The following is an 11146-nucleotide window of genomic DNA, read 5'->3' as shown; positions in this document are numbered from 1 at the left end:
AAAGGTCGTCCGAAATCCATTTCAGACGACCTTTGAAATCAATACAACATATCCAAATTCAGTTCAGACTTAACAACAAATCCCTAAAAACATTTGGATCTTTGATAAAAGTCATTTCACCCTCTTGGGGAAAGTGAAAATCTAACAGTCTTGACACCCAAAAGCGTACGCACCCAGCTCGCTGCGCCACAGGAAAATATTCCTTCTCCGCATCAGATAGCGGACGAATGTTTTCATAACCGTCAATAAACGCTTTGCATAACTTCGCATCCAACTTGTTATCAGAAGTTCTCGACCAATCATTTACTGCGATTGCCAAGTCATACATGAAATTTCCATTACATGCATAATAGAAATCGATGAACCCAGCCACATTTTCCCCATCCAACAAAACGTTGTCTTTAAATAAATCGGCATGAATGATGCCGGATGGCAAATGACCGCCGAGATTGTTTTCCAAATCCGAAATTTCCTTACCCAGCAACTGGGCATCAGCCTCATTCAACTGTGGCAATAATTGTTCATAAGCTTGCTTCCACCATGTGTTATATCGGGGATTTTCCATTTTTTCGGGAAAATCTTGAACCGCCAAATGCATTTTGGCCAACATTGCTCCCGTGTTAAAACACTGCGCCTCGGTCGCCCATGCGGTATCCGCACCATTTAATCTGGTAACAACGCAAGCCGGTTTACCTGCCAATACCGAATCCAGCTTTCCATCTTTTCGTACAATCGGACTTGGACAAGCTACGCTTTTACTACTCAAATGCTTGTTCAAATTTAAGAAAAATGGCAATTCATCCTGACGCAACACTTCAAATACAGTTAAAACATAGCTGCCTTTAGAAGTATTCAAAAAGTAATTACTGTTGGTAATTCCCTGTGCAATGCCTTGCAGGGAAACAAATTCCCCCAGATCATAATCTGACAAAAACTCCCGTATTTGCTCATCAGAAATATTAGTATAGACAGACATAAACTCAATCCAGTGTAAACAATTAATTACAGTATTTTCAGACGACCTACAAACCCAATTCCCTGAGGAAGCGCACGTCGTCCGCCCAGCCTGATTTGACCTTGACCCAAACCTTTAAAAACACTTTAGTATCAAACAGTTTTTCCATATCGAGGCGGGCTTCGGTGGAGATTTTTTTCAGTTTTTCCCCACCTTTGCCGATTAAGATGGCTTTTTGGCTGTCTTTATCGACCAATACGGCGATGTAGATTCGGTAGAGGCCGTTTTCCTCTTCTTCGAATTGTTCGATTTCCACGTTCATGGCGTAGGGCAGCTCTTCGCCGAGGTAGCGGAACAGTTTTTCGCGCACGATTTCGGTGGCGAGGAAACGGCTGGAACGGTCGGTCACCATTTCTTCCGGATACATCGGCACGCTTTGGGGCAGGTAAGGTCTGAGGCGCGCGAGCAGGTTGGCGATGCCCAATCCGTGTTTGGCGCTGACGGTTTCATGTCCTGCAAATTTGAATTCTGCGCTGATTTGGTCGATAAATTCCTGCAAACCGCTGCTGCCCGCTTTGTTTTTGTCGATTTTGTTGATGACGAGGATGACGGGCGTGTTTGTCGGCAGTTGTTTCATCACGATGCGGTCGGCATCGGTAAAGCGCATGGCTTCGACGACGAAAACGACGGCATCGACGCCGCTCAACGCTTCGGTGACGTTTTGATTGAGGCGGTCGTTCAGGGCGTTGCGGTGTTTGGTTTGGAAGCCGGGGGTATCGACGAAAACGAATTGGGCGGTGTCGTCGGTGTAAATGCCGGTAACGCGGTTGCGCGTGGTTTGGGCTTTTTTACTGGTAATGCTGATTTTTTGCCCGATGAGGTGATTCATCAGCGTGGATTTGCCGACGTTGGGGCGGCCGACAATGGCGACGAAGCCGCAGCGGTAGTCGGCGGGGTGGTTGGATTCGTTTTGCAGGAAGGTTTCGATGTCCATGATGGCTTTCTGTTTGACGTTTCAGACGACCTTTTTGTCTTGTCATAGGGGCTGTCGAGATTTAATTGTCCAAGTGGATTTTTGTTCGCAAAGCGGAAGATGCCGCTTTGGCGATAAAAAAACATGGAAATTATTGAATGTCGTCAGACCCTAGGTCGTCTGAAAAATAAATCGGCTATTTTTTCGCTTTTTTCAAAGGATGATGTTGCTCGAGCCATTGCAGCGCTTCTTTGGCGGCTTGCTGCTCGGCAACTTTGCGGCTGCCGCCCTGTGCTTTGCAGATAAAGCCCAGTTCGCCCAAGTCGCATGAAATCAGGAACATACTATCGTTGGCATGACCGATTTGTTCCTCGATGCGGTATTTGGGCAGGGCAAGTCGGCGGGCTTGGAGGGCTTCTTGAAGGGCGGTTTTATTGTCTTTGCCCTGCGTTTTGAAATCGGCACGTTTGACGCGTTCGGCGAACAAGTGCCGCACCACTTTCTCCGCCTCGGTGAAATCCGCATCAAAGCTGACGGCGGCAAACATCGCTTCCATAGCATCGGCAAGGATGGAGGGTCGTCTGAATCCGCCGCTTTTCAACTCGCCCGCGCCCAAATAAAGCCCGTCGCCGACATTCATTTCCAAAGCGATTTCCGCCAACACGCCTTCATTGACCAAGCTTGCGCGCAAACGCGACAACTCGCCTTCGGTCAGCTTGGGGAACGCGTCAAACAACATTTTGGCGACGGTGTAGTTCAAAATCGAATCGCCGACGAACTCGAAACGCTCGTTGTTTTTCGCATGGTAGCTGCGGTGGGTCAGCGCCTGCTGCAAAAGCGCGGTATCTTTGAAATGGTAACCCAGTTTATTCTGAATGGCGGCATGCGCCTGCTGTTTTAACACATCTGTTTTCATGAGGACGTTTGTCTTTCTTCTTGCTTCGGCGTATCGGGCGGGAGGCGGCGAAAATCCAGCCTCCCAAACCAACCCGAATGCGTTTCGGCACTTCATGCAAATACGGAAACACTTTAGGGCTGCAACAGTCGTCTGAAACACAGTTCAGCGCGTTTCAGACGACCAGCATTGTACCATCAAACCATAAGCGGCAAATATATAGTGGATTAACTTTAAACCAGTACGGCGTTGCCTCGCCTTGCCGTACTATCTGTACTGTCTGCGGCTTCGTCGCCTTGTCCTGATTTAAAGTTAATCCACTATAAAGATACACGGTGCAGAGGCTGCCCTAATCATGATAAAATCCGCACAATTTTTACGGCATGCACACACCGCAATGAATAAATTTGCCCAAGCCCTCTCAGCCGCCCTCGACCGCTGCATCGTGACCAATACGGTAGCCAAACAAGGCGAACCCGTCGGCTTCCTCTACCGCGAAGCCCCCGTTTTCGAAAACGACAGCGGCTGGCGTTTCTTCAGCGGCGACGAGACCGACGAATACACCGACGATCCCGACAATTTCAGCGTCGTCAGCCTTTCCGAAATTACCCAGTCCAATCCCGCCATCGCCGAGCTGATAACCCAACCCGAAGGCAGCGCATGGGAAATCGGCGAAGACGGCGAGTTTCAAGCCGTTGCCGACTGGCAGCCGCAGGAATAAATCCCCAATATCGTTTTCAGAAAAGTCAAACGTCGTCTGAAAACCCGTTTACCGCTCAAAATACAAGGAAACACCATGAACATCATCGCCCCGAACCTCGACGGCGCACACCTACGCATCGGCATCGTACAAGCCCGCTTTACCAACGAAATCGGCAGCGAAATGCTCAAAGTCTGCTGCCGCACCCTGCAAGAATTGGGCGTAGCCGACAACAACATCACCATCGCCACCGTACCCGGCGCGCTCGAAGTGCCGCTCGTCCTGCAAAACATGGCAGCCTCCGAGCAATACGACGCGCTGATTGCCATCGGCGTCGTCATCCGCGGCGAAACCTACCACTTCGAACTCGTTTCCAACGAATCCGGTTCAGGCGTAACCCGTGTCGGACTCGACTACAACATCCCCATCGCCAACGCCATCCTGACCACCGAAAACGACGAACAAGCCGTCGCGCGCATTGAAGAAAAAGCCGCCGACGCCGCCAAAGTCGCCGTCGAGTGCGCCAACCTCGTCAACCGCCTGATTGAAGAGCAGTTTGACGACGAAGAAGAATAAGCCCGAACGCGAAACCCTTAGCTTTGCCGCATTCCGGTTTCGCACCATCTGCCGGACAAACCGTTTTCAGACGACCCGTCATCCGACAGAGGTCGTCTGAAACATTCATTACCGCACCCACCGTGCCGCCAACGAAGGAATCCCCATGAAAACCCCACGCCGCCGCGCCCGCGAGTTAGCCGTACAAGCCCTCTACCAAGCTGGCATCAACAACACCGCCGCCCCCGAAATCGCCAAAAATATCCAAGACCAGCCCGACTTTGCCAAAGCAGACGAAGAGCTGTTCAACAAACTCTTCTTCGGCACGCACACCCACGCCGCCGAATACATCCAGCAAATCCGCCCCCTGCTCGACCGCGACGAAAAAGACCTCAGCCCCATCGAACGCGCCGTTCTGCTGATGGCATGCCACGAATTGAGCGCAATGCCTGAAACCCCCTACCCCGTCATCATCAACGAAGCCATCGAAGTGACCAAAACCTTTGGCGGTACTGACGGACACAAATTCGTCAACGGCATCCTCGACAAACTCGCCGCCCAACTGCGCCCGAACGATCCGAAACGCGGCAATGCATAATTTAAATGAGCAATCATGAAAAAGGCCGTCTGAAAATTTCAGACGGCTTTTTTTGTTTGACATGGGAGTTTACATCGCCCCCGAAGGTCGTCTGAAAATAAGAAACCTTTTTTACCACCGTCGGACTAACAGATTATCAACGCAATATTTAAGGAGCTTTATGACTGCTTTCATCCGCTTCGCTTCAGTGTTGCTGACCGCATCCGCATTATAGTGGATTAAATTTAAATCAGGACAAGGCGACGAAGTCGCAGACAGTACAGATAGTACGGCAAGGCGAGGCAACGCCGTACTGGTTTAAAGTTAATCCACTATAACTGTCAACGTAAGCGCCGCTGCCAAACCCATTGCAGGAAAACGCGTTGCGGTGCAGTCTTCCAAAGGCAAGGTCATGCTGCCCGCCGGGTATGCCAAAATGATCAACGACTTTCCTGAGCCTAACCCGAAACTGCTGGAGCCAATCCCTATTTCAAATGTGAAATCGCCATACGGACGGGCGGATTTGGTTAAATTTTTCGAAATCGTTTTACAGTCTCATTCGGAATTGATGACGGCACAAGATGAATTTAACCGGGCCGGAGAAAATTCGACACATTCTCCAGAATTTTTTGAAGCTGCAAAAAAGCTGGCTGATGAGTGGAAAAAAGTTACCGGAAGATTTTTGGATGCTGATTTCCGCGATCCTGAAATTAAAGCAGTGGTCAACCGGAGGGTCGAAATCAATATATTGGCAAGTCATGTTTTGGAATATTTGATAAAACATCAAAAAACCTTGATGGGTAAAGGAGAAAAAAAACCTGAAATAAACCAATTGGATGTCATGGCTTTTCTAGAAAAACGAAATAAAGCTCAAGAAGGAGTTAAGAAAAGCAATGCAGAAATATTGAAAGCCGTCCGTGCATTAAAGAAAAAATATTCCCTATAATCCCCCCAAAGGTCGTCTGAAAACGCTACCGAAGCCGTTTCAGACGACCTTTTTGCAAACTGATTGATAACATATTAAAACCATATCCCAAGCCTGCCGAAATATGCCATAATAGCCACGCAGCGCGCTTTTGCGCCGCATTCGAAAAGAAAAACCTAACCTACAAGAGAATATCCCATGACTAGCAAAGCCACCATTATCTACACCCATACCGACGAAGCCCCCGCGCTGGCGACCCAATCCCTGCTGCCGATTGTGCAGGCGTTTACCCGCCATGCCGGTATCGAAGTCAAAACCAGCGATATTTCCCTGTCCGGCCGCATTCTGGCGGCGTTCCCCGAATATCTGACCGAAGCGCAGCGCGTACCCGATGCGCTTGCCGAGTTGGGCGAACTGGTGAAACAGCCCGACGCCAACGTGATCAAACTGCCCAACATCAGCGCGTCCGTACCGCAACTGACCGCCGCGATTAAAGAATTGCAGGCAAAAGGCTTTGCCGTCCCCGACTATCCCGCCGACCCTCAAACCGATGAAGAAAAAGCCGTGCGCGAACGTTACGACCGTATCAAAGGCAGCGCGGTCAACCCCGTTTTGCGCGAAGGCAACTCCGACCGCCGCGCGCCTAAAGCGGTGAAAAACTTTGCGAAAAAAAATCCGCACAGCATGGGCGAATGGACCAAAGATTCCAAAACCCACGTTGCCACCATGCAAAGCGGCGACTTTTTCCATAACGAACAATCCGTTACCGTACCCGATGCGACTTCCGTATCCATCGTGTTCACCGACAAACAAGGCAACAAAAAAGAGCTGCGCGAGCCCGTCGCCCTGAAAGCCGGCGAAATCATCGACGCGACCGTGATGAGCAAAAAAGCCCTACTCGCCTTCCTTGCCGAACAAGTGCAAGACGCGAAGGCAAAAGGCGTTTTGTTCTCGCTGCACATGAAAGCCACCATGATGAAAGTGTCCGACCCGATTATCTTCGGACACGCTGTCAAAGTGTTCTTCGCGCCTGTTTTTGAAAAATTCGGCGACAAACTGGCTGCCGCCGGCGTCAACGTCAACAACGGCTTCGGCAACCTGCTTGCCAATCTGGACAAACTGGATGCGGACACCCGCGCTGCCGTCGAAGCCGAAATTGCCGCCGTTTACGCCGCCAACCCTGATTTGGCGATGGTCGATTCCGACAAAGGCATTACCAACCTGCACGTCCCCAGCGATGTTATCGTCGATGCTTCCATGCCTGCGATGATCCGCAATTCCGGCCGTATGTGGGACAAAGACGGCAAAGCGCAAGACACCAAAGCCGTGATTCCTGACAGCAGCTACGCAGGCGTTTATCAAGCAACCATCGACTTCTGCCGCGAACACGGCGCGTTCGATCCGACAACCATGGGTACAGTACCCAACGTCGGCCTGATGGCGCAGGCGGCCGAAGAATATGGTTCGCACAATAAAACTTTCGAAATCGAAGCCGACGGTCAGGTTCAAGTCATTGATGCGGCAGGCAAAGTCCTGATGCAGCACGACGTTGAAGCAGGCGACATCTGGCGTATGTGCCAAACCAAAGACGCTCCCGTCAAAGACTGGGTACAACTCGCCGTCAACCGCGCCCGCCTGAGCAACACGCCCGCCGTGTTCTGGCTCGACGAAAACCGTCCGCACGATAAAAGCCTGCTTGCCAAAGTCAAATCCTATCTTGCCGAACTGGATACCGACGGCCTCGACATCCGCGTCCTCGCTCCCGAAGAAGCCGCCAAGTTCAGCCTGGGTCGTCTGAAAAACGGCGAAGACACCATTTCCGTAACCGGCAACGTCCTGCGCGATTATCTGACCGACCTGTTCCCGATTTTGGAACTCGGCACCAGCGCGAAAATGCTGTCCATCGTTCCATTGATGAACGGCGGCGGCATGTTTGAAACCGGCGCGGGCGGCTCCGCACCGAAACATGTTCAACAGTTCCTCGAAGAAAACCACCTGCGCTGGGACTCTTTAGGCGAGTTCCTCGCACTCGCCGTATCGTTTGAACATCTGGCGCAAAAAACCGGCAACACCAAAGCCCAAGTCCTCGCCGACACTTTGGATGCAGCCACCGAAAAACTGCTGTTGAACGACAAATCGCCCAAACGCAAAGCAGGCGAACTAGACAACCGCGGCAGCCATTTCTACCTCACCCTCTACTGGGCGCAAGAGTTGGCAGCGCAGGATAAAGACGCGGAATTGAAAGCAGCGTTTGCGCCGCTGGCGGAAACCCTGACCGCCGACGAAGCGAAAATCGTTGCCGAGCTTTCCGCCGCACAAGGCAAAGCAGCCGACATCGGCGGCTACTACGCCCCCGACGCCGCAAAAGCCGCCCAAGCCATGCGCCCGAGCGAAACGTTCAATCAGGCATTGGCAAAGCTGTAAAAGCATTACGGTAAAGCTGTAAACATGAAAGGTCGTCTGAAAACCTGTATTTAAAGGTTTTCAGACGACCTTTTTGGTACTTAGCTTTTATACAGTTCTTATTTTTCGTCCTTGCAACGCCGGCTGAAAAACTGGTTTTGAATTTTACCGACGCTTTGCCAATCTCTCTTTCTTAGGGTTTCCAATAAATCCCCGCTTACGTGGAAATAATGAGGCTGGTGGCGGAAAAGGCGCTCAAAATAAACGAGCCTTGCCATTTGCTATAAAAACCGGACTCAAGAATCCTGCCTACGGATGAAAAGGGCTATGATAAAATCTTTGCGTTTTCACTATCCTTTTCAGACGACCTTTTTATGTTGAACCCATCCCGAAAACTCGCCGAACTTGTCCGTATTTTGGAAGAGGGTGGCTATATTTTTGCCGGCGATCCCGTGCAGGCGACGGAGGCGTTGCGTCATGTCGAGGGCGGTGTGGAAGGAAAAATCATCCGCCGCGCGGAGATGATAGACAGAGACCGCCGGCTTCGGCATACCTTGGAACAAGTACGGACCGGGTCGTTTTGGCTGTGGATCGTGGCGGCGACAATGATGTTTAGCGGCGGCTTTTCCGGCACTTACCTTCTGATGGACAGCCAAGGGCTGAATTTTTTCCTGATTTTGGCGGGCGTGTTGGGCATGAATACGCTGATGTTGGCGGTATGGTTGGCAACGTTGTTCCTACGCGTGAAAGTGGGGCGGTTTTTCAGCAGTCCCGCGACGTGGTTTCGGGGTAAAGACCCTGTCAATCAGGCGGTGTTCCGGCTGTATGCGGACGAATGGCGGCAGCCTTCGGCGCGTTGGATCGCCGGCGCGACTTCACACAGTCTATGGCTTTGCACCTTGAGCGGGATGCTGGTGTCGGTATTGCTGCTGCTTTTGGTGCGCCAATATACGTTCAACTGGGAAAGCACGCTGTTGAGCAATGCCGCTTCAGTACGCGCGGTGGAGATGCTGGCATGGCTGCCGTCGAAACTCGGTTTCCCTGCGCCGGACGCGCAGGCGGTGGTCGAAGGTCGTCTGAACGGCAACATCGCCGATGCGCGCGCGTGGTCGGGCTTGTTGGTCGGCAGCATAGCCTGCTACGGCATCCTGCCGCGCCTGTTGGCTTGGGCGGTATGCAAAATCTTTTTAAAAACAAGCCAAAGCAAGCTGGATTTGGAGAAGCCTTATTATCAGGCGGTCATCCGCCGCTGGCAGAACAAAATTGTCGATGCGGATACGCGTCGGGAAACCGTGTCCGCCGTTTCTCCGAAAATCACTTTAAACGACGCGCCCAAGTGGGCAGTCATGCTGGAAACCGAATGGCACGAAGGCACATGGTTTACGGGCAGGCTGGCGCAGGAATGGCTGGATAAAGGCGTGGCGGCGAATCGTGAAGAGGTTGCCGCTTTGGAAGCGGAATTGAAACAGAAACCCGCCCAGCTCCTCATCGGCGTGCGCGCGGAAACCGTCCCCGACCGCGGCGTGTTGCGGCAGATTGTCCGGCTTTCGGAAGCGGCGCAGGGCGGGGCGGTGGTACAGCTTTTGACGGAACGGGTGCTTTCAGACGACCTGTCCGAAACATTGGACCACTGGCGCAATGCGCTGGCAGAGTGCGACGTGGCATGGCTGGAACCTGACAAGGCGGCGCAGGAAGGTCGTCTGAAAAACCAATAACGTACTTGAAATGTTTTGTTAAGCCGCCATCCTGAAAAAGGTCGTCTGAAAACCCATTCTTTCAAAATATGATGAACAACCAACCCCTTTCCCTCGCCGTCGTCGGGCATACCAATACCGGCAAAACCTCGCTCCTGCGCACCCTGTTGCGCGACAGCGGGTTCGGCGAAGTCAAAAACGCCCCGTCCACCACGCGCCATGTTGAAGAAGCCGCGATTACCGACGGCGCCGACACGCTGCTGTACCTGTACGATACGCCCGGACTCGAAGACGCGGGCGGCGTTTTGGATTGGCTGGAAACCCATACGGATGCCCGCGCCGACGGCATCGAGCGGCTGCAAAAGTTCCTCGACAGCCACGGCGCGCATCACGATTTCAACCAAGAAGCCAAAGTGCTGCGGCAGCTTTTGCAAAGCGACATGGCGTTGTACGTCATCGACGCGCGCGAACCCGTCCTCGACAAATATCGGGACGAATTGACCATCCTTTCATGGTGCGCCAAACCGGTCATGCCCGTGTTCAACTTTACCGGCGGGCAGCTTCCCGAAGCGTGGACAACCATGTTGGCGCGTCGCAATCTCCACGTTTTCGCAGGGTTCGACACCGTCGCCTTTGACTTTGAAGGCGAATTGAACCTCTGGAACAAGCTCGCCACCATGCTGCCGCAGCATGACATCATCGACCGCCTGACCGCCTCCCGCCGCCGCGAATGGACGCGTCTGGACAAAGAAGCGCGGCACGAAATCGCAGGTTTCCTGCTCGATGTGGCAGCCTTCACGCAGGAAATCGACGAAAACGACGACCCCGCGCCCGTCCTGCAAACCATGCAGGCAGAAATCCGCCAGCTCGAACGACAGATGCAGCAGCGGCTGTTTGCCCTCTACCGCTTCTACCACAGCGAAATCGACGGCGGCGACTGGGTACCCAAAGCCTTCCATCAAGATCCGTTCGACAGCGAGTTGCTCAAACAATACGGCATCCGTACCGGCACGGGCGCGGCAACCGGCGCGCTCATCGGCTTGGGGCTGGACATCGCCACGCTTGGCGGTTCGCTCGGATTGGGTACGGCAATCGGCGGTTTTTTGGGCGGCATCCTGCCCAATACCCGCACCATTTCCGACAAGCTCACAGGCCGCCAAACCCTGCACACCGACCCCGAAACCCTGACCCTGCTCGCCGCCCGCGCCCTCGATTTGCTCCACATCCTGCAAACGCGCGGCCATGCGGCGCAATCGCAAGTCGAGTTGCACAGCCGCAAAGCGCCCTGGACGCCGGACAAACTCCCGTCCGAACTCAACAAAGCGCGCAGCAGGTGGAAATGGTCGTCCCTCAACACCCACCTCCCCGAAACCAGCCGCGCCGAACGCGAGGAATATACGGAAAGTTTGAGCCAGAAATTGGGCGGATAAAAAATCAAAGGTCGGCGGATTCGCATTTGAAGTGCAACT

General features: G+C 52.8%; 10 protein-coding genes and 1 pseudogene. 7 read left to right on the top strand and 4 right to left on the bottom strand.

What is annotated here, in order from left to right; translation table 11 throughout:
* Positions 1 to 58: 58 nt before the first annotated feature.
* From thrB to HMPREF2954_RS12825, 4 genes and pseudogenes are all read right to left on the bottom strand, one after another.
* Entirely contained in the window at positions 59 to 976 is a 918-nt protein-coding gene (thrB, locus tag HMPREF2954_RS02190; protein ID WP_045072289.1) for a homoserine kinase, read from the bottom strand.
* Between the two features lie 46 nt (positions 977 to 1022).
* Complete coding sequence (era, locus tag HMPREF2954_RS02185; protein WP_045072290.1) at positions 1023 to 1949, bottom strand: GTPase Era; 927 nt, start codon at positions 1947 to 1949, stop codon at positions 1023 to 1025.
* Between the two features lie 175 nt (positions 1950 to 2124).
* Positions 2125 to 2844, bottom strand: a complete 720-nt coding sequence (gene rnc / locus HMPREF2954_RS02180; protein WP_045072291.1) for a ribonuclease III — start codon at positions 2842 to 2844, stop codon at positions 2125 to 2127.
* Positions 2845 to 3010: 166 nt separating this feature from the next.
* Positions 3011 to 3148: pseudogene (locus HMPREF2954_RS12825) on the bottom strand (IS5/IS1182 family transposase); the annotation flags it as partial.
* Positions 3149 to 3220: 72 nt separating this feature from the next.
* Between HMPREF2954_RS12825 and HMPREF2954_RS02175 the strand changes: the two are divergent.
* The 7 genes from HMPREF2954_RS02175 (at position 3221) to HMPREF2954_RS02145 (ending at position 11107) form a co-directional block, all read left to right on the top strand.
* Positions 3221 to 3544 (top strand): DUF2185 domain-containing protein, encoded by a 324-nt coding sequence (locus tag HMPREF2954_RS02175; RefSeq protein WP_045072296.1) that lies wholly within the window; start codon positions 3221 to 3223, stop codon positions 3542 to 3544.
* Positions 3545 to 3619: 75 nt separating this feature from the next.
* A complete protein-coding gene (gene ribH, locus HMPREF2954_RS02170; RefSeq protein WP_003744267.1) occupies positions 3620 to 4099 on the top strand; it encodes a 6,7-dimethyl-8-ribityllumazine synthase in 480 nt (159 codons plus the stop codon).
* A 145-nt stretch (positions 4100 to 4244) separates the two neighbouring features.
* Positions 4245 to 4676, top strand: coding sequence for a transcription antitermination factor NusB (gene nusB, locus HMPREF2954_RS02165; protein WP_003758641.1), 432 nt, complete (start codon positions 4245 to 4247; stop codon positions 4674 to 4676).
* A 391-nt stretch (positions 4677 to 5067) separates the two neighbouring features.
* A complete protein-coding gene (locus HMPREF2954_RS02160) occupies positions 5068 to 5601 on the top strand; it encodes a hypothetical protein (RefSeq protein ID WP_083313598.1) in 534 nt (177 codons plus the stop codon).
* A gap of 177 nt (positions 5602 to 5778) precedes the next feature.
* Positions 5779 to 8004, top strand: a complete 2226-nt coding sequence (locus HMPREF2954_RS02155) for an NADP-dependent isocitrate dehydrogenase (RefSeq protein WP_045072293.1) — start codon at positions 5779 to 5781, stop codon at positions 8002 to 8004.
* A gap of 353 nt (positions 8005 to 8357) precedes the next feature.
* The gene (locus tag HMPREF2954_RS02150; protein WP_045072294.1) at positions 8358 to 9698 is read left to right on the top strand and encodes a DUF2868 domain-containing protein; all 1341 of its coding nucleotides are present in this window, start codon (positions 8358 to 8360) and stop codon (positions 9696 to 9698) included.
* A gap of 71 nt (positions 9699 to 9769) precedes the next feature.
* Positions 9770 to 11107 (top strand): DUF3482 domain-containing protein, encoded by a 1338-nt coding sequence (locus HMPREF2954_RS02145; protein WP_141755617.1) that lies wholly within the window; start codon positions 9770 to 9772, stop codon positions 11105 to 11107.
* Positions 11108 to 11146 lie beyond the last annotated feature (39 nt).

The organism is Neisseria sp. HMSC067H09, assembly GCF_001814135.1.
Classification (GTDB): Bacteria; Pseudomonadota; Gammaproteobacteria; order Burkholderiales; family Neisseriaceae; genus Neisseria.
This window is presented reverse-complemented; position numbering and strand designations above follow the sequence as displayed.

Excerpts from the sequence above, each read along its gene's own strand:
- thrB (WP_045072289.1), bottom strand. The coding sequence starts at position 976 with ATGTCTGTCTATACTAATATTTCTGATGAGCAAATACGGGAGTTTTTG.
- era (WP_045072290.1), bottom strand. The coding sequence starts at position 1,949 with ATGGACATCGAAACCTTCCTGCAAAACGAATCCAACCACCCCGCCGAC.
- rnc (WP_045072291.1), bottom strand. The coding sequence starts at position 2,844 with ATGAAAACAGATGTGTTAAAACAGCAGGCGCATGCCGCCATTCAGAAT.
- HMPREF2954_RS02175 (WP_045072296.1), top strand. The coding sequence starts at position 3,221 with ATGAATAAATTTGCCCAAGCCCTCTCAGCCGCCCTCGACCGCTGCATC.
- ribH (WP_003744267.1), top strand. The coding sequence starts at position 3,620 with ATGAACATCATCGCCCCGAACCTCGACGGCGCACACCTACGCATCGGC.
- nusB (WP_003758641.1), top strand. The coding sequence starts at position 4,245 with ATGAAAACCCCACGCCGCCGCGCCCGCGAGTTAGCCGTACAAGCCCTC.
- HMPREF2954_RS02160 (WP_083313598.1), top strand. The coding sequence starts at position 5,068 with ATGCTGCCCGCCGGGTATGCCAAAATGATCAACGACTTTCCTGAGCCT.
- HMPREF2954_RS02155 (WP_045072293.1), top strand. The coding sequence starts at position 5,779 with ATGACTAGCAAAGCCACCATTATCTACACCCATACCGACGAAGCCCCC.
- HMPREF2954_RS02150 (WP_045072294.1), top strand. The coding sequence starts at position 8,358 with ATGTTGAACCCATCCCGAAAACTCGCCGAACTTGTCCGTATTTTGGAA.
- HMPREF2954_RS02145 (WP_141755617.1), top strand. The coding sequence starts at position 9,770 with ATGAACAACCAACCCCTTTCCCTCGCCGTCGTCGGGCATACCAATACC.